At 42.5% G+C, this 17,499-nt stretch carries 19 protein-coding genes and 2 tRNA genes; all 21 read right to left on the bottom strand.

All coding sequences use genetic code 11. The features are described from left to right. Nucleotides 1-94: 94 nt before the first annotated feature. The 21 genes from C6344_RS18420 to C6344_RS18320 all read right to left on the bottom strand — a co-directional run bounded on the left by C6344_RS18420 (nt 95) and on the right by C6344_RS18320 (nt 17,472). Nucleotides 95-166: transfer RNA gene (locus C6344_RS18420), tRNA-Glu, on the bottom strand. A 26-nt stretch (nt 167-192) separates the two neighbouring features. Continuing rightward, a tRNA-Met gene (locus tag C6344_RS18415) sits at nt 193-266 on the bottom strand. Between the two features lie 177 nt (nt 267-443). Further along, nucleotides 444-842 carry a S1 domain-containing RNA-binding protein gene (locus tag C6344_RS18410; protein ID WP_003217901.1) on the bottom strand — a complete coding sequence of 133 codons (399 nt, stop codon included), beginning with the start codon at nt 840-842 and terminating at the stop codon, nt 444-446. 82 nt (nt 843-924) lie between these two features. After that, on the bottom strand, nt 925-1,299 hold the full coding sequence (locus C6344_RS18405) for an FtsB family cell division protein (RefSeq protein ID WP_003217952.1): 375 nt from the start codon (nt 1,297-1,299) through the stop codon (nt 925-927). 18 nt (nt 1,300-1,317) lie between these two features. Further along, a complete protein-coding gene (yabQ, locus tag C6344_RS18400) occupies nt 1,318-1,956 on the bottom strand; it encodes a spore cortex biosynthesis protein YabQ (RefSeq protein WP_060595359.1) in 639 nt (212 codons plus the stop codon). Further along, the gene (yabP, locus tag C6344_RS18395) at nt 1,953-2,261 is read right to left on the bottom strand and encodes a sporulation protein YabP (protein ID WP_034665732.1); all 309 of its coding nucleotides are present in this window, start codon (nt 2,259-2,261) and stop codon (nt 1,953-1,955) included. The genes yabQ and yabP overlap by 4 nt, the downstream gene beginning before the upstream one ends. A gap of 74 nt (nt 2,262-2,335) precedes the next feature. Then, nucleotides 2,336-2,596 carry an RNA-binding S4 domain-containing protein gene (locus C6344_RS18390; RefSeq protein ID WP_008341839.1) on the bottom strand — a complete coding sequence of 87 codons (261 nt, stop codon included), beginning with the start codon at nt 2,594-2,596 and terminating at the stop codon, nt 2,336-2,338. Further along, nucleotides 2,593-4,077, bottom strand: a complete 1,485-nt coding sequence (gene yabN, locus C6344_RS18385; RefSeq protein ID WP_106048783.1) for a bifunctional methyltransferase/pyrophosphohydrolase YabN — start codon at nt 4,075-4,077, stop codon at nt 2,593-2,595. Before yabN ends, C6344_RS18390 begins: the two co-directional genes overlap by 4 nt. Further along, nucleotides 4,067-5,671, bottom strand: coding sequence for a putative polysaccharide biosynthesis protein (locus C6344_RS18380; RefSeq protein WP_066031451.1), 1,605 nt, complete (start codon nt 5,669-5,671; stop codon nt 4,067-4,069). Before C6344_RS18380 ends, yabN begins: the two co-directional genes overlap by 11 nt. Before the next feature lie 193 nt (nt 5,672-5,864). Next, nucleotides 5,865-6,401 carry a stage V sporulation protein T gene (spoVT, locus tag C6344_RS18375; protein ID WP_003217990.1) on the bottom strand — a complete coding sequence of 179 codons (537 nt, stop codon included), beginning with the start codon at nt 6,399-6,401 and terminating at the stop codon, nt 5,865-5,867. A gap of 139 nt (nt 6,402-6,540) precedes the next feature. Beyond that, nucleotides 6,541-10,074: a transcription-repair coupling factor gene (mfd, locus tag C6344_RS18370; RefSeq protein ID WP_060595356.1), complete on the bottom strand. Its 3,534-nt coding sequence runs from the start codon at nt 10,072-10,074 to the stop codon at nt 6,541-6,543. Nucleotides 10,075-10,141: 67 nt separating this feature from the next. Beyond that, nucleotides 10,142-10,372: an anti-sigma-F factor Fin gene (fin, locus tag C6344_RS18365; protein WP_003217967.1), complete on the bottom strand. Its 231-nt coding sequence runs from the start codon at nt 10,370-10,372 to the stop codon at nt 10,142-10,144. Between the two features lie 55 nt (nt 10,373-10,427). Beyond that, the gene (pth, locus tag C6344_RS18360) at nt 10,428-10,994 is read right to left on the bottom strand and encodes an aminoacyl-tRNA hydrolase (RefSeq protein ID WP_012008658.1); all 567 of its coding nucleotides are present in this window, start codon (nt 10,992-10,994) and stop codon (nt 10,428-10,430) included. A 139-nt stretch (nt 10,995-11,133) separates the two neighbouring features. Next, nucleotides 11,134-11,760 (bottom strand): 50S ribosomal protein L25/general stress protein Ctc, encoded by a 627-nt coding sequence (locus C6344_RS18355; protein ID WP_060595355.1) that lies wholly within the window; start codon nt 11,758-11,760, stop codon nt 11,134-11,136. A 137-nt stretch (nt 11,761-11,897) separates the two neighbouring features. Beyond that, entirely contained in the window at nt 11,898-12,851 is a 954-nt protein-coding gene (locus C6344_RS18350; RefSeq protein WP_060595354.1) for a ribose-phosphate diphosphokinase, read from the bottom strand. A gap of 22 nt (nt 12,852-12,873) precedes the next feature. Continuing rightward, complete coding sequence (gene glmU / locus C6344_RS18345) at nt 12,874-14,244, bottom strand: bifunctional UDP-N-acetylglucosamine diphosphorylase/glucosamine-1-phosphate N-acetyltransferase GlmU (protein ID WP_034665711.1); 1,371 nt, start codon at nt 14,242-14,244, stop codon at nt 12,874-12,876. A gap of 199 nt (nt 14,245-14,443) precedes the next feature. Then, on the bottom strand, nt 14,444-14,740 hold the full coding sequence (gene spoVG, locus C6344_RS18340) for a septation regulator SpoVG (protein ID WP_034324487.1): 297 nt from the start codon (nt 14,738-14,740) through the stop codon (nt 14,444-14,446). A 225-nt stretch (nt 14,741-14,965) separates the two neighbouring features. Then, nucleotides 14,966-15,343: a 2-iminobutanoate/2-iminopropanoate deaminase gene (ridA, locus tag C6344_RS18335; RefSeq protein WP_034665708.1), complete on the bottom strand. Its 378-nt coding sequence runs from the start codon at nt 15,341-15,343 to the stop codon at nt 14,966-14,968. Nucleotides 15,344-15,381: 38 nt separating this feature from the next. Further along, the gene (purR, locus tag C6344_RS18330) at nt 15,382-16,215 is read right to left on the bottom strand and encodes a pur operon repressor (RefSeq protein WP_034665706.1); all 834 of its coding nucleotides are present in this window, start codon (nt 16,213-16,215) and stop codon (nt 15,382-15,384) included. A gap of 55 nt (nt 16,216-16,270) precedes the next feature. After that, nucleotides 16,271-17,140, bottom strand: coding sequence for a 4-(cytidine 5'-diphospho)-2-C-methyl-D-erythritol kinase (gene ispE / locus C6344_RS18325; protein ID WP_060595352.1), 870 nt, complete (start codon nt 17,138-17,140; stop codon nt 16,271-16,273). A gap of 146 nt (nt 17,141-17,286) precedes the next feature. After that, nucleotides 17,287-17,472, bottom strand: coding sequence for a small, acid-soluble spore protein, alpha/beta type (locus C6344_RS18320; RefSeq protein ID WP_012008653.1), 186 nt, complete (start codon nt 17,470-17,472; stop codon nt 17,287-17,289). Nucleotides 17,473-17,499 lie beyond the last annotated feature (27 nt).

Here is a 17,499-nt window from a genome sequence, read left to right as displayed (position 1 = left end):
CAAAGAGGCATACTTTCATGAAAGTCGATGTCTTTCATCAGAATTTTACGAAGACACAAAAAAACAGCCTTCCTAAAGAAAGCTGTTTTGAAGATGACCCGTACGGGATTCGAACCCGTGTTACCGCCGTGAAAGGGCGGTGTCTTAACCGCTTGACCAACGGGCCTTGCTTTTATGTTCTACTAAAAAGGATAGCGGCGGAGGGGATCGAACCCCCGACCTCACGGGTATGAACCGTACGCTCTAGCCAGCTGAGCTACACCGCCATAATAAAAATGCGCTAAGAAGCACAAGATCTATAATACAAAGGAATCGCTTGTCCGTCAATAGGAAGTTCTAAATTAAATGAAGAAATCTCAAAAAATGTCGTATGGATCAAGAAAAAAAGCACCTGCGGACAGCAGGTGCTTTGTTGTGAAAGATATATAGAAAGCAGCAACAAGTTAACCTCTTCTTGCTCCGCGTCCCCCACGTTTTGATTCCGTGTTACGTTTTAAAGATGTTAAGCGGTCTTCACTATCTTTTAAGAATTTGTTCATTTTTTGCTCAAACGATTCCTTCGGACGGAAATCATTTCTGCTCGGTCTTGATTGTTGTTGTTGAGGACGATCTTTTGCTTTTTTAATGGACAAGCCGATTTTACCGTCTTTTTCAACGTTAATCACTTTCACTTCAACTTGTTCACCGACTTTTAAATGCTCATTAATATCTTTTACATAGTTATCGGCTACCTCACTGATATGAACGAGACCAGTTGAACCGCCTGGCAACTCCACAAAAGCTCCAAAATTTGTAATGCCCGTAACTTTCCCTTGTAACTTGCTGCCAACTTCAATCGACATAAAAAAAGTGCTCCTCCTTAGACTTATAAAAAAATCTCATTTGTTCAATTATACATAAACTGAATTTTAAGTGTCAACAAGGCTAATCGCTCTTATTGCCCACATCAAAGATTTTTTCGCCTTTTTTGGACATATAATAGTCTCGTCGTGCCAGTTCGAGTACGTATTCTTTGCTTTTCAGCTTTTTAATTTCATCAGAAATATCTTCCTGCTTTGTTTGTAATTGCTTCAATTCTTTTTCAAGCGCAACCTTCTTCTCTTCTTTTTCCTTTAATGAGGACGATTGCGACCAGAGGGCACTTGTCACCAAGACAGCAAACATGAGCACAATCACACCAAACACGGTAAGCCTTCTAAGGAGTCCACGGCGTTTGCGTTTTAAGCGCTGTGCTTGCTGTTCCATTTGTTTTTGGTAATCATTTTGAATTTGTGCGATATTTCTTTTTCTCTTGTTCAAGGTTGAAGGCCTCCTCTCTTACTTTGTCCAGAATTGTTTCCATTTCGTTTTGATGGTACCAGATAATTTCTTAGTCCCTTGTAAAATTCCTGCTCCTTTAGAGAAAAACAATCTCATTGATGTTCGCCATTTTTCGGGAATCCGATGAATAATGGTCACATTAAGTAACCAGATGAGTGGATAACAAACAATGGACAGCACCTTCCACACGAGCCGAAACGTAAAATGAACAAGACGTAAGAGCAAGTGGAGCAAGAACATAATAGCACTTATAATCAATGTCAGCAGCCAGCGAATTGGCTGGAAGACGATGGACATGACCAGCCGTTTAAGGACGAGAGCGGTCTGATACACACACATCATCATAAACTTGAGAATGTTCATATACAGCTGTTTCATCAATGCCTGATACATCGAAAAACCTAGTGCAACGGCTAGAAAGATATAAAGCCTGAATTCTCCTTCATTTGTCAGCAGCAGGACATAAAAGAATAAGAGGCCCTGTACCAGCCAAAAAAGGAGATCGTGTATAACCAAAAGCCATTTTGCTGTCTTTTCCCGATTCACAAACAGCTTGTACGTATCAAGCGATGCGCCCAGCCAGATGCCCATCGCTACCATCGAAAGCATCGTATAAAACTGGACTGTCAGCGTCATTTAAACAGCTTGCTAAAAAATCCTTTAGCTTTCTCCCCGTGCTGCTCATCTACATAAATTAAGTCAAAGACACGCCCTTTGATCGATACAACGCCTTTTTCGACGTCTAGGTTTTTCATTTGCAGATTTTCTCCACGGATAGCGAGAATCCCCATGACCGTCTCAAGCAGAAATTCTTCATTATCAAAGCTTTCCACCTGTTTGACACCGGTAATATCTAAATGCTTTCTGTTTCGCATTGTGACATTGTGCTCCGCTTCTGATGACAGCTTCGTGCCTTGAGGTTGATTATAATATTGATTCATTTATACATCCCCCATATCTCATACTTGCATTGTTACTGCATTGTATGTGACAGGAGGATCATTTAGAACAAGCCCTATTCTGCTGTTTTTTCTTCTTTTAGCACAGTATACATGCCAGCGGCTTCTTCTTTTTTCGTCGTGTCCTTTAACTCGTTGACTTGAACCGTCACAAGTTTTTGACCAAAACGGATTTGAAGCTCGTCTCCTTCTTTCACGTCAGAGCTGGCTTTCGCCTGTGTGCCGTTAATAGAAATTCTGCCTTGATCAGCTACTTCTTTTGCCAATGTTCTTCTTTTAATTAAACGGGACACTTTTAAAAATTTATCTAGTCTCATGTATGCTCACCTCTTTCTATACGTTTGGCATCGTTCCATAGATCGTCCATTTCCTCTAGCGTTAAGTCATCTAATGAACGTCCCATGTCCTTTGCTTTTTGTTCGATATGCTGAAAGCGACGCATGAATTTTGTGTTGGCGGAAGCGAGTGCCGTTTCAGGCTCTAGCTGATAGAACCTTCCAATGTTGACGAGAACAAACAAAAGATCTCCAAATTCATCTTTCATCTGCTTCGTTGCACTTTCGTCCGGCTTCTCTGCCACTTCAACGAGAAATTCCTGCTTCTCTTCTTCGTATTTGTTCCAAATATCTTTCACATCTGTCCAATCAAAGCCTACTTTGGCGGCTTTCTTTTGGAGCTTATATGCCTTTGTTAGTGCTGGAAGCGTCGCCGGGATGGATTGCAAAATGGAGGCTGCCCGCTCCGGCTTCTCCTGCTGCTTGATTTTTTCCCAGTTGGCGACCACATCTGCTGCTTCAGAAACATTTGTGTCACCAAACACATGGGGATGTCTACGAATCATTTTTTCTGTGACATGCTGGATGACGTCATCAATTGAGAAAAAGCCGTCATCTTCACCAATTTGGGCGTGAAGTAACACCTGCAGCAGCACATCTCCGAGCTCTTCCACCATATGGTCTGGATCATCTTCATCGATCGCTTCAAGCAGTTCATAGCATTCTTCAATTAAATATGGTTTAAGTGACTCATTGGTTTGTTTTTGATCCCATGGACAGCCGCCCGGACCTCTTAATGTACGTATGACGTCACGGAAAGTGTCAAATTGTTGAAAAAGCAGCTTTTCATCTTGAATCGGAGGTACATAAACACTCGTTAAGTTATTTATCGACACATCTCGATCAAGTTCAAATAAAGGAACGGCAGTAATCTGTTCCTGACTGCTTCCAGCCGCAGTCACAATATAGACTTCATAATCGTCAGGAAGCTTTTCCATCAGCGTGAGTTTCACATTCGAAGCGGTCAGCTGATCATATACCTGACAAATGAGGACATGCTGGGTCAATTTCAGATCGTCCGCTCTCATATCTCCTGCATCAACGAATTGTAATCCCTCGATTGGGTCAATCTGCAAGGAGTTAAACGTCGCATCCAAAAAGCTTTGTCCACCAGCAACAGACACCTCAATCCCGCGCTCTTGCTGCTGAGAAACTAATAGCTGGACGGTCTTTTCTGCGACAAATGGGTGTCCTGGTACTGCGTACACAATATCCTTTTCCGCAGCCTCTGTAAATAAAATTTCAGTGATTTCCTGATATACCGAATCAAACTGATCGTGCTTTTCATAAATTTCATCAAAAAAGGTCAGCGATGAGACCTCCTGCATCAACTCTGCGGTAAGCGGATGATCCTGCGTTCTCATAAATACTTCTTTCGCCTGCTTCAGCTGCTTGTATACACCGAGCGTCAGCTGATCCATGTCGCCTGCCCCGAGACCGACGACGGTAATCTTACCTGCCATTTCGATTCCCTCTCATCTGTTTAAAATATAAAATCTTTTCTCCTAATGGAATGAGTCTCCATTCCTCGTCCGTAAATACTTCTAGCTTAAGAATACTATATAAAAAGGCGAAACCACCAATAAAAACTGACGTCAGGCTCTCTAAAACGAAAAAAGGACGTTTTTCAAAGGGAATGACCCAAGAAAACAGTGCCTGATACCCTATTAAGACAATGGCCATGAAAGCAGCCGATAAAAGAATTTTCACTGGGAACAGCTCTCTCAACGAAATCCATCCTTTATGCCTCAAATAAACGGCATTGAGCAGAGCCGCAGCGAGAAAACCACATACGGTTGACCATGCGGCACCGTAGATGCCAAATAGCGGGACAAGTGCAAGCGTTAGTATCCATTTCACCAGCACACTGAGAATCACCACAACAGCCGGATACACAGTATGCCCGAGCCCTTGAAGTAAAGCTGCTTGCGTAATCGCAATCGATGTAAATGCGATGGAAATACAGAATATTTGCAGCGCATCGGTGCCTAAGTCATTACGAAAAAGCATGGTGTTGACTGACGCTAGAATACAAATCAGCCCAACTGCTGAACCAATCCCTAAAACCGACGTGGTCTTAAACGATGTACGCACTTTTTGCCTTATCGCTTCATGCTCTCCATTCCTCATGGCCGCCGATAAAAATGGCACAAGAGAGGTTCCGATGCTAATGGCAAACACCGTCCCTAGCTGTAAGAACGGCTGTCCTCGGTCATACACACCTTTTGCCGCTTTTGCCGCGGCTTCACTCAGACCCTCACTGCGCAGCAACGCATACAGATGAAAGGCATCAACCATTTGCATCCATAAAATGAGCAATCCGCTGACACAAATCGTGAATGTATACAGCACCAAACTCTTCAAAACATCCTTTTTCCGAAGTGTCGCCTGTTTGCTTGTCATACTTGCAGCAGGCTGTTTCCGGTATGTCAGCCAAAGAAAAAGAAGCAGTATAAGCGAGGCCGCACTCCCCGCTATGGAGGAGAAGACCGCACCCGCCCCTGTTTCATAAAGCGAATAGCCGCGCCTCACGAAATAGAAGGATAAAACAAGCAGGACGCCTACCCTGATGAGTTGCTCCACCAATTGAGAAATAGCCGTTGGAAGCATCATACCGTCACTCTGAAAAACTCCCCTCAGCATCACGGTAAGCGGAAGAAATAAAAACACGAAAGCACTCATTTGGATGAGCAGGATTAATTGACTGTCCGCCATAAGGCTCGCAATTCTGCCTGCTCCTATGTAAAGACAAAGAAATAAGACCAAGCTCAGTAAAGTGATATAGACCAAGGATACCCTTGTAATGATCCTTCGATTCTCTTCCCCATGCTCACTCAGAAGCTTGGACACCATGACAGGAAACCCTGTGGTGCCGAGCATGATGGCAATGCCAAGGAAGGGATACACTTGCTGATAAATATAAAACCCTGTGTCTCCTACGATGTTCTGGAACGGAACACGATAAACGGCACTTAGTACCTTTGATAACAAGCCTGCGATGGTCAAAATCACCGCACCCTGGAAAAGCCAATGCGGCTGATTCACAGCATTTTTCATGGATGACTCCTTTAAAAATAGATCTACAGTTAAACGCACTCATTATATCATACGTGAATGAAAAGCCGTTTCTTTCTAAGGAGTAGACGGCACATTCCTCGTTTTGTTTCATCCCATATAAAAAACGCCGACAAAATCAAATGATTTCATCGGCATTCTTTCATTTTATCTATATGATATAGAATTATTAGACCTAATGTTCCATTTGACGGGCTAAGAAGCCAGCTGCCGTTTCTGCCGCTTTATGCTCCACTTCTCCCATTGAACGCTCTTTAGAAAATAAGACGACGGCGCCAATCGGATCTCCGTTTGCAACAATAGGTGCAATGGTATAAGCAGATACGTCATCATCAATACCATCGACAAGTTGAATTTCTTTTTTGCTTTCTTCTAATACAGAATTACGCTGGTCCATTGTTCGTTCAAGTAAATCACTGATGGATTTGTTTAAGTACTCTTTTTTCGAACTGCCGGATACAGCAATATACGTATCTCGATCACAGATCAGGATGGAATGACCCAAACTGTCGAATAATGCATCAGCATATTCCTTCGCAAAGTCTCCTAGCTCACTAATCGGCGAATATTTCTTCAAAATCACTTCTCCATCGCGGTCGACGAAAATCTCAAGCGGATCTCCTTCCCGGATGCGCAATGTTCTGCGAATCTCCTTCGGAATAACCACTCTACCTAGATCATCGATGCGGCGTACAATTCCAGTTGCTTTCATTCACTGCTGCCTCTCTTTCGTTTGATGATGTGTTGGGTGAATGGAACAAAAGCGTCCACTTTATGCAACATTCACCACTTGACCCTGAGTTTAGTATCCGTCACATCAAACGTAATATACACGAGAGACAAACAAAATTTTATGAAGATGGAATGGTTTCTTTTTTCACTTCTTGAAGGCCTCGAAGCATATTCAGAACGATCTCAAGCCATTCCTCAGTCTTCTTGCCTTTCGTTTGAACAGAAATAATCAGCTTGCTGCCTTCCATTCCCAAGCCTATATCACGACCATATTTACTGCTGAGCGCAAATAATTTTTGACCGTCGATTTCACTGCTTGCTTGCTCTTCAAGAGTAAGCCTGACAATGCCTTTCTCCATCTTGATCAGTTCGACACGTTCCTGCACTGCGTATACTTTCATCGTCGCAATCGTGAACAAGTCCGCCACTTCTTGCGGATATTCACCAAATCGGTCGATCATTTCATCTTGAAGCTCTTTTCGCTCTTCGATTGATCCAATCGCTCTGAACTGTTTATACATCTCGATCTTTTGCTTCCCATCCGAAATGTAAGTGTCCGGGATGTAGGCATCGATTTGCAGATCGATTTCCGGTTCGAATTTATCTTGAGCCGTTGTATCGCCTCTTCTTTCCTCAATGGCTTCTTTCAGCATTTGAGAATAGAGGTCGAATCCAACAGAATCAATGAATCCATGCTGCTGTGCACCAAGTAAATTTCCTGCTCCTCGAATCGTTAAATCACGCATCGCAATTTTAAATCCTGATCCGAGCTCTGTGAATTCTTTAATAGCTTGAAGTCTCTTCTCTGCTACTTCAGACAGAACTTTATCTTTTCGATACGTGAAATAAGCATATGCGACACGATTCGAGCGTCCTACTCGTCCTCTTAGCTGGTACAGCTGAGAAAGCCCCATTTTATCCGCATCGTGGACGATGAGCGTGTTCACATTTGGAATGTCGACTCCCGTTTCAATGATGGTGGTACTGACCAATACATCTGATTCACCTTCAAGGAAATTGATCATCACTGATTCCAGCTCGTTCTCACTCATTTTCCCATGTGCATAACTGACTTTCGCGTCTGGGACTAGCATGGAGATTTCATCTGCTTTGCGTTCAATATCTTCAACACGGTTGTAAAGAAAGTACACTTGACCGCCGCGTGCTAGTTCTCGCTCAATCGCTTCTCTGACTAAAGCGCCATTGTACTCGACCACATAGGTTTGAACAGGGAAACGGTTTTCAGGCGGTGTCTCAATAACCGATAAATCCCGTACGCCAAGCATAGACATATGCAGCGTACGCGGAATTGGCGTAGCCGTTAATGTCAGTACATCGATATTGGCTTTCATTTGTTTAATTTTCTCTTTATGCGTCACACCAAAACGCTGCTCTTCGTCAATGATCAACAAACCTAAGTCTTTATAGACAATATCTTTAGAAAGCAAACGGTGTGTGCCGATGACCATATCAATCGTTCCGTTTTTCAGCCCTTTTAACGTTTCGGTTGTTTCTTTTCTTGTACGGAAACGACTCAGCTGAGCGATTTTGACAGGGTAGTCTTGGAATCGGTCCATAATCGTGTCAAAATGCTGCTGCGCTAAGATGGTTGTCGGTACAAGCAGAGCAACCTGTTTTCCGTCAGCAATGGCTTTGAAGGCCGCTCGAATCGCCACTTCTGTTTTTCCATATCCCACATCTCCACAAAGCAGGCGGTCCATTGGACGCTCCCGCTCCATGTCTTGTTTGATTTCGTGAATCGAACGGATTTGATCATCTGTTTCCTGGTAAGGGAACGCTGATTCAAACTGGCGCTGCATCTCATGATCAGGCGAGAAGGCATACCCTTTGCTTGCCTCACGTTCCGCATACAGCTTAATGAGATCATCTGCGATGTCCTGTACAGATGTTTCCACTTTTTTCTTCACACGTTTCCAATCGCTGCCGCCTAGTTTGTACAGCTTTGGTTCTTTACCTTCTGATCCGACATACTTCTGCACCTGATCAATTTGTTCAACCGGTACATAAAGCTTGTCGCTTCCTTGATAATGAATATTTAAATAATCTTTATGAATGCCGCCGATTTCAAGCGTTTCAATTCCTAAATACTTACCGATCCCGTGGTTAATGTGCACCACATAATCGCCGACTTGAAGCTCTGAATAGCTCTTAATTCGCTCTGCATTGGTCAGCTTTTGCTTACGTGCCTGCTTCTTCACACGTTTCTTGAAGAGCTCGCCTTCTGTGATCACGGCAATTTTCGATAACGGCAGTTCAAAGCCTGTTTGCAGCTCACCTTGTAAAATATACACCTGTCCGCTTACAAGCTCGGCGTCCGGCTTGGCAAGAGCGGCTTCAATGTCATAATCATGTAAGACAGAAGATAGTTTATCTGTCCGCTCTTCATCCGCACCTAAGAAGACAACTGTATATTGTTGTTTTTTGTAGCGTTCAATTTCACTCGCAAGCACATTCATCTGCCCGTGGAAATTCTGCATTTGCTTACTAGATACATTGACGATATTTTGCGGATTTGTCTGCTGGACATGTCTCAGAAACAAGGAGTAGTACAGAATAGACCGCGATTGCTGATTGATCAGTTGTTGGAACGGGAAAGAAAGGGATAAATCATGAAGGATATTACCTTCTTCAAGCAGGCTAATTGTCCAATCAGCTTCTTCCTGTTCAAGCTGTTCTTCCATCTCCTGAATTCTGCTAATTTCATCTAAAATAATAATCGTATCCTGTGATGTGTAATCTAGCAAACTAGCAGGCTTTTCATAGAAATAGGACAGGTACTTCGTCATTTCCTGTGTCACGATACCTTCTAGCAGCTTCTCTCGATCAGCAGAAATATGTTGATGAAGCAGTTCTTTTTGCTGGTCTGAGTTAAATTTCTTTAAGCTCTTCGCAAGTCCTTGATCAAGCTGTTCAATGGCTCTCACTCGTTCAGAACCTCTCACAATCAGCTCTTTTGCGGGACCGATTTTAATCTCTTGAAGTGTTTCTAATGAACGCTGTGTATCTGAGTGGAACGTTCGAATCGAGTCTACTTCTGTATCAAACAGCTCAATACGGATCGGATGATCTTCCGTTAACGAATAAATATCAATGATTCCACCGCGCACACTAAAATCTCCGGGCGCAGCAACCATCGACGTCCGGTCATAACCGATTTGTACAAGTTGTTTTGAAAACGCCTCCAAATCAATTTCTTCACCGAGCTTTAAATGGATCTGACTCTCCTTCCAGAGCTCAACTGGCGGAAGCATTCTGCGCACCGCTGCAGCCGGTGTGACGATAATGGGGTTTTCTCCATTCGCCAGCCGGTTCAGAACATCTAGACGCTGTGCTCTGAGCTCAGGGCTGGCAACGGCAATTTCTGAAGCAATGAGTTCATTAACAGGATAAAGAAGGACCGAGCGATCTGAAATCACACTGGCAAGATCATCTGTTACCTTCTGCGCTTGATACAAGTTGTGAGTCACAATAAACATCGGCCGCTTAAGTTCGTCTGATATAGCGGCTGTAAATAAAGATCTGACGGAGCCTGATAGTCCGGCGAGCAGCTGTTCTTTTAACCCTTCCTTTAGCCCATTAAAAATGGACTGAAAATCATCACTTTGTTTGATAAATGATTGTATATTTTTCATTTGGCTCCTCCTCCCTGCTTGTTTAAAACAGAAAAACGCTTTGGTCTATTATCTACACCAAAGCTTTTTATTGAATAAAGGTATGATACTGATGGTAATCAGGATTTCTTTCGAGCGCCTCTTGGCAATCCTCACAAATGGTTTGTACATGTAAATCACCATTTTCCCTATAAGAAATCATATCGTTTCTTTCCTCATTTGTTAAGTGATGAAATCCAAGTGCTTCACTTTGAACAGCGGATTCATCTAGACTGCCAACCTTTACACCACAGTGCCGGCAGTAATAATGCAAAGCCATACGTGATCCTCCCATGCTGAGATTTTATAATCAGTATGTGCTTTGCTTATCATTCTTATACCTTCTTGTTAAAATCATTCATCACTTCTAAAAATGGCTTTGTTAAAGCCGCCTCGCAAGCTTCGACAGACGCCTGAATGGCTGATGCAATGTCAGGCTGCTCCTCTTCAGAAAAGCGTCCTAGCACGTAATCGACGACCTTCATGCCATTTTGAGGACGTCCAATGCCGATACGGAATCGGTCAAACTCAGGTGACCCTAAATGCTGAATCAACGATTTGATTCCATTATGTCCGCCTGCACTTCCTTTTGTACGCAAACGAATTCGCCCAGTTGGCAAATCAAGATCATCATAGATGACTTTCAAATGTTCAAGTGGAATATCATAGTAATCCATTAGCGGACGCACGCATTCTCCTGATAAGTTCATATATGTAAGCGGCTTTACAAGTAGAACCTTTTGCCCTGAAACAAACCCTGTTCCAAATTGTCCATGGAATTTTGATTGATTTAAGGGGATGTCCCATTTTTTCGATAATTCATCTATTGTCATAAACCCGACATTATGTCTTGTTTTTTCATATTCTTTTCCTGGATTACCCAATCCAACGAATGCAATCATGAACCAATAACCTCCTTTGTCACAAAGCACACGCCTAAAAAATGAGCCAATAGGATTGCCTCATGTAAAAACGTATGAATTCTTTTCATTCTAGCACAAAAGACGCAACCGCGGGAGGGTTACGTCTCTAAATGACCAGTTATTCTCCATCGTTATCCTTTTCTTTAATGGCCTCAGGTTCTTTTGGTTCCTCTTCGCTATCTGGCTCAGGAACCTCTGATTGCTGAGGCGGCAAAATGGATGCAACGACTTCTTCTGGATCGTTATTCACTTGATATGATGACTGAACAGACAAATCAGCGACTGTTAGGACATCATTTACTTCTAAGTTTGTAATATCTGCTTCAATATGCTGCGGGATATCTTTTGGTTTCGCTGTAATGGATAGTTCAAATAGTGGCTGCTGAAGCACACCGCCATCTTTTACCCCTTTAGATTCGCCAATCAGCTGGACAGGTACATCTGCTTCAATTTCACGCTGTAAGTCGACCACTTGGAAATCTGCATGGACAAGCTCATTTTTCAGCGGATCTGTTTGTAATTCTGTGACCATCACGGATTTTGTTTCACCGTTCACGTCTAATGTGATGATTGTATTCTTTCCTTCATCACGTAAGGTCTTTAATAAATCGATGCTGTCTAGTGAAACAGCCAGGTTGTCTGTATTTTTTCCGTATATGACACCAGGAACGTGTCCTGAATGACGGATTTTTTGCAGTGTGGAACGTTTGAAATCAGTTCTTTTATTTGCTTTTAAAGTTGCCATATTCAGCACCATCCTATTTCATTTTTGTCACTACTCTCATAATTACCCATAAGCGAATCATTTTAAACCTATTTGCTCTGAATGATGACAGCAAAAAGACCCCAAGCTGATGCCTAGGGCCTTTTTTAATCAGAAAATTAGCTAAAAAGGTAGCTCACAGATTCTTCTTCATGTACACGGATGATGGCTTCTGCAAGCAAAGGCCCAACTGAAAGCGGAATGAATTTTTCAACTTTCTTGTCATCTGTTAAATGAATACTGTTTGTCACAACCAATTCTTTTATTTTAGAATTTGTGATACGTTCTACTGCTGGTCCAGACAATACTGGGTGAGTACAGCAAGCATATACTTCAGCCGCTCCATTTTCCACAAGTGCATTTGCAGCAAGTGTAATGGTACCAGCCGTATCAATGATATCATCGATGAGAATCGCCGTTTTGCCTTCAATGTTACCAATGATGTTCATCACTTCAGCAACATTTGGCTTCGGACGACGTTTGTCGATAATAGCGATTGGCGCTTTCAGGCGGTCTGCCATTTTACGCGCACGTGTCACACCACCGTGGTCTGGAGACACAACGACGATATCCTTCAAGTTTTTCTGTTCGAAATAGTTAGTTAAGATTGGCACAGCCATTAAGTTATCGATTGGAATATCAAAGAAACCTTGGATCTGCGGCGCATGAAGATCAAGTGCAATGACACGAGTAGCACCTGCTGTCTCAAGTAAGTTCGCAAAAAGCTTCGCAGTGATTGGCTCACGAGGTTTTGCCTTACGATCTTGACGTGCATATCCGTAATAAGGGATCACGATATTGACCGTTTTCGCAGAAGCGCGTTTTAGTGCATCCACCATAATGAGCAGTTCCATAATGTGCTCATTGACTGGCGCACTCGTTGATTGAATGACATAACAATCACAGCCGCGAATACTTTCTTCAATATTGATTTGGACTTCACCGTCACTAAAGCGTTTAACAGAGCTCTTTCCTACATCAACTCCGATACGATCGGCAATTTCTTTAGCAAGTTCAGGGTTTGAATTCAAAGAGAATATCTTTAAATTCGCATCAGCATAACGATTAGACATGGTAAACCTCCGGGTATTTGGATTATTTTTTATGAATATTTTTCACATAATCTTCTTTATTGACTTGTCTTGCTCTAGCAATAGACAATGCATCCTGCGGTACATCTTCTGTAACCGTTGAACCAGCTGCAACATATGCCCCTTTTCCGACAGTGACTGGTGCTACGAGATTTGAATTACAGCCAATAAAAGCGCCATCTTCAATCTTCGTTAAGAATTTGTTCTTCCCATCATAGTTGACTGTAATAGATCCACAGCCAAGGTTTACATCAGTTCCGACCTCTGCATCTCCAATATAGCTTAGATGAGATGCTTTGCTGCGGTCACCGAAAACCGTTTTCTTGATTTCGACAAAATTCCCGATCTTCACTTCATCGCCAATTTTCGACAACGGGCGAATATGAGCAAACGGCCCAATTGTCACATCGACTCCAACCTCACTATCGCAGACGACAGATTGCTTAATCACTGTGCGATCTCCGACGATGCTGTCAACAATTTCAGTGTTTGGCCCAATAGTAGCGTCTGCACCGATTTTTACATTCCCTTTGATGACCGTCCCAGGATAAATGATTGTATCTTCACCGATGACAGCATCTGGTGAAATATACGTGTTCTCAGGATCAATCAAGGTCACACCATTCTTCATATGCTGATGATTAATACGTCGCTTCATGAATTGCTCTGCTTGTGATAGAGCGATACGATCATTGACTCCAAGTGTTTCTTCAAAATGCGGTGTTTGATATGCTGCAACCGTTTGCCCTTCATTCTTTAAAATTTCAATGACGTCTGGCAAATAGTATTCACCCTGTGCATTTTCATTCGATACTTGCTCAATCACACGGAAGAGATCTTCATTTGAAAAACAATAGGTCCCTGTATTAATTTCATTCACTTGACGTTCCGCATCATTCGCATCTTTATGCTCCACAATTTTCACGACAGCACCGGTTTCGTCACGAATAATACGACCATAACCTGTCGGGTCATCCGCATGTGCAGTTAAAATAGTGACTTTCGCTTGATGTTTTTGATGCTCGCTCAACATAGCTTCCATTGTTTCCGCTGTCAATAATGGCGTATCACCACAAATGACAATGGTTGTTCCCTTTTCCTGCGCAAGGAACGACTTTGCTTGTTTGACGGCATGTGCTGTTCCCAGCTGTTCTTCTTGAAGTGCATACTCACTTCTGTCTCCAAGCTGCTCTTTGACGTTCTCTGCTCCATGACCGACGATCGTCACTAGCTTGGCTAAAGAAAGCTTTAACGCTTCATCTGCCACATGCTCGACCATTGGCTTTCCGCAAACTGGATGAAGTACTTTGTATAGCTTTGACTTCATTCTCGTTCCTTTTCCCGCTGCTAAAATCACTGCGAACCGCTTATCCATTGATTGGCCTCCAATATCCCTATTATCCATAGAAAAATATATCCTAAATAAGGACTGATTTCAAGGATACAAGAGGAAGTGCAATAATTTTCTAATGGATGAAAGACATAAGAAACAAGAGAAAAAACGCAAAAAAGACAGCATTTAAAAGAAAACATTCCATTTTCTCTTAAAGCTGTCTTTTTGGATTCACATATGATTAAGAAGCTCCAGCTTCTTCATATTCAATTGTTTCTTCCTCTTCGCCTAAGCGATGATATTCATTTAATACAGCATCTTGGATTTTACCCCGAGTACCTGAATTAATTGGGTGTGCAATATCGCGAAACTCTCCATCAGGCGTGCGTTTGCTAGGCATTGCCACAAACAACCCATTGTTTCCATCAATCACACGAATATCATGAACAACAAATTCGTGGTCCAGCGTGATGGATGCAATCGCCCTCATGCGACCATCGGTATTCACGCGGCGTAATCTTACGTCAGTAACTTCCACAGTAGTTCACCACCTTTTCCCAATATAAAAGCATTACTTAGGTATTCAACGATTGTGGTGATTCTCCTGCTCTTTTTTTAAACTTTTTTTGAAATATCGGGATATTTATACATTATTTGTCATTTTGGTGACGACGCTTACATTCTTTGCGTGAAAAAAAGACATCATGATGATGTCTTTTCCTGCATATGATGAAACCAAACGGCTTTCGTTGAGACTGCCTGTTTACTTTACTAATGCAATTACTTCAATTTCTACGAGTGCATCCTTAGGAAGTCTTGCTACTTCCACACATGAACGAGCTGGCTTATGTGTATGGAAATACTCACCGTACACTTCATTTACTTCTGCGAATTGTTCCATATCTTTGATAAAAACTGTTGCTTTCACGACTGTCTCAAAGGAAGCACCTGCTGCTTCAAGTACGGCCTTAAGATTACGGAACACTTGATGTGTTTGTTCTTTAATATCTCCATTTACAAAGTCGCCAGCTGGCGTTAATGGAATCTGCCCTGAGCTGTAAAACATGTTATTGACAATAATCCCTTGAGAGTAAGGTCCAATGGCTGCTGGTGCATGTTTGGTTTGAACAACTTTTGTCATATCAATCTCTCCCATTCAACTACATGTTTGATCAAAGCTTAAGCTTTCGAATGAAAAAACTCGTGGAAATTGCCTTCATTGATCTCAATGATCTTCTGCTTCATATCAATGGTTGAAAGCTTTAAAAGCGATACATATTCATCAACGAGACGTTCATTTACGCCTTCATCTTCTAAAAGAACACCGATCCCTGCAACATTTGCATTAAATTCCTCAAGCAAATTCATCATGCCGTTAATGGTTCCGCCCGCTTTCATAAAGTCATCAATGATTAGGACATTGGATCCTTTATCTAAACTCCGCTTTGCAAGTGACATGGTTTGAATTCGGTTAGACGAACCTGACGCGTAGTTAATACTTACAGTTGATCCTTCGGTTACCTTATTATCTTTTCTAACGATCACAACAGGCACATTTAAATAACCCGCAACAGAATAGGCAATTGGAATACCCTTTGTCGCAACGGTCATGACGACATCAATCGCACGGTCTGCAAAGATGGTCGCAAACAGCTTACCGATTTTCGCAAGAATTGATGGATTACCTAAAACATCGGTTAAATATAAATAACCGCCAGGAAGTACACGTTCAGGAGTCGATAGAGCCTCTCCGATATCGTTTACTACGTCGTCTGCTTCTTTTAGGTGAATCTTTGGAATATATTTCACTCCGCCAGCAGCACCAGGTACAGTAAGCAATGTGCCTATTCCCTGCTGTTCGAAGGTCTGTTTGATAATCGTTAAGTCTTCACTAATAGAGGACTTCGCAGATTGATATCTTTCTGCAAAAAAAGTTAACGGTACTAGTACGTGCGGGTGGGCTAACAAATAATTTGTTAAGTCCACCAATCTGCCGCTTCGACGAAACTTCATGAACTTACCCCCAGAACCCGAATAATTTATGATAAATATAACTTAATATACGGATTTAATCAAGGGCATTTTGTTCGCCGATCATGCGGACAGCGTATACTTGATCACAAAATCCTCTCAGTCCGTTATATATTCTTTGTACCTTCGATTCATATTGAATCAAGCCAAATACTGTAGGGCCGCTTCCACTCATTAAAACAGCGTCAGCACCGAAACGCTTCATCTGTCTTTTGATCATATCTACTTCTGGGTACATCTTTAATGTCACAGACTCTAGAACGTTGCCGAGTGAGCCGCACATCTCTTTATAATCTTTCGCTTCAATCGCTTCAATCATCCGCTTTACATTCGGGTGTTCTACTTTGCTTGCGTCATATTGTCTATAGACTTCAGCTGTAGATACCCCAATCACCGGCTTCGCTAAAATCACCCAGCAATGCGGCGGTGTCGCAATATGCTTCAGCTTTTCTCCACGTCCTGTCGCTAGTGCTGTGCCTCCGTGTACACAAAAGGACACATCTGAGCCGATCTCCGCTCCAAGCTCAGCTAGTTCATCTAACGTGAGGTTCAACTTCCACAAACGATTTAAGCCGCGAAGAGCTGCTGCCGCATCACTGCTGCCTCCAGCTAAACCTGCTGCGACTGGAATTGTTTTCGTGATGACAATGGAAACACCTTTTTGAATACCGAACCTTGTTTTGAGCAATTTAGCCGCCTGATAAGCCAAATTACGCTGATCATCTGGCACGAATCGATTATGAGATGATACACGGATTTCATCCTTGTCCAGCTCCGTCAGCTCTAGTCGATCTGCAAGGTCTATTGTTGTCATCACCATCTCCACTTCGTGATATCCATCCGGTCTTTTTCCATGAACATCAAGTGAGAGATTAATTTTTGCCGGTGCTTTTTCTAAAATACGCAAACATTTCACCTACTTCTCCATCTAAACATAAGTATCAATATTGTATCACATTTGATGGATCTGATGAATATAGGCTTTTACGCCGAGCACACTGACTTTTTCATCAAAAAAAGCCAGAGACACCCGAGGTATCCCTGACCGTTTTTCTATCGTTGATTCTCATCCTGAGCCATGTGCTGTTGAGCTAATTCAATGGCACGTTTGACCATATTACCTGCGTCACGCGCACGAATCTCTCCCCAGCCTCCATTTTTGACGGTATCATAAAATCCAAGATCCTTCGCCAGCTCGTATTTGAACTCATCTGACATAATACCTCGGCGTCTACCCAAACGAAACAGCCCCTTTAGTCGAGAATT

The sequence above is a fragment of the Bacillus sp. GBSW19 genome (genome assembly GCF_002998655.1).
Classification (GTDB): domain Bacteria; phylum Bacillota; class Bacilli; order Bacillales; family Bacillaceae; genus Bacillus.
Note: the sequence above shows the minus strand (reverse complement) of the source record. Positions and strands in the feature narration are given on the sequence as shown.

Bases quoted from the DNA above. Each gene is read 5' to 3' on its own strand.
- C6344_RS18410 (WP_003217901.1), bottom strand. From the start codon at position 842: ATGTCGATTGAAGTTGGCAGCAAGTTACAAGGGAAAGTTACGGGCATT.
- ridA (WP_034665708.1), bottom strand. From the start codon at position 15,343: ATGACAAAAGTTGTTCAAACCAAACATGCACCAGCAGCCATTGGACCT.
- C6344_RS18350 (WP_060595354.1), bottom strand. From the start codon at position 12,851: ATGTCTAATCGTTATGCTGATGCGAATTTAAAGATATTCTCTTTGAAT.
- spoVT (WP_003217990.1), bottom strand. From the start codon at position 6,401: ATGAAAGCAACTGGAATTGTACGCCGCATCGATGATCTAGGTAGAGTG.
- C6344_RS18380 (WP_066031451.1), bottom strand. From the start codon at position 5,671: ATGAAAAATGCTGTGAATCAGCCGCATTGGCTTTTCCAGGGTGCGGTG.
- purR (WP_034665706.1), bottom strand. From the start codon at position 16,215: ATGAAGTTTCGTCGAAGCGGCAGATTGGTGGACTTAACAAATTATTTG.
- C6344_RS18390 (WP_008341839.1), bottom strand. From the start codon at position 2,596: ATGAGACTAGATAAATTTTTAAAAGTGTCCCGTTTAATTAAAAGAAGA.
- glmU (WP_034665711.1), bottom strand. From the start codon at position 14,244: ATGGATAAGCGGTTCGCAGTGATTTTAGCAGCGGGAAAAGGAACGAGA.
- fin (WP_003217967.1), bottom strand. From the start codon at position 10,372: ATGGCTTTGCATTATTACTGCCGGCACTGTGGTGTAAAGGTTGGCAGT.
- yabP (WP_034665732.1), bottom strand. From the start codon at position 2,261: ATGAATCAATATTATAATCAACCTCAAGGCACGAAGCTGTCATCAGAA.
- yabN (WP_106048783.1), bottom strand. From the start codon at position 4,077: ATGGCAGGTAAGATTACCGTCGTCGGTCTCGGGGCAGGCGACATGGAT.
- mfd (WP_060595356.1), bottom strand. From the start codon at position 10,074: ATGAAAAATATACAATCATTTATCAAACAAAGTGATGATTTTCAGTCC.
- C6344_RS18355 (WP_060595355.1), bottom strand. From the start codon at position 11,760: ATGGCAACTTTAAAAGCAAATAAAAGAACTGATTTCAAACGTTCCACA.
- pth (WP_012008658.1), bottom strand. From the start codon at position 10,994: ATGATTGCATTCGTTGGATTGGGTAATCCAGGAAAAGAATATGAAAAA.
- yabQ (WP_060595359.1), bottom strand. From the start codon at position 1,956: ATGACGCTGACAGTCCAGTTTTATACGATGCTTTCGATGGTAGCGATG.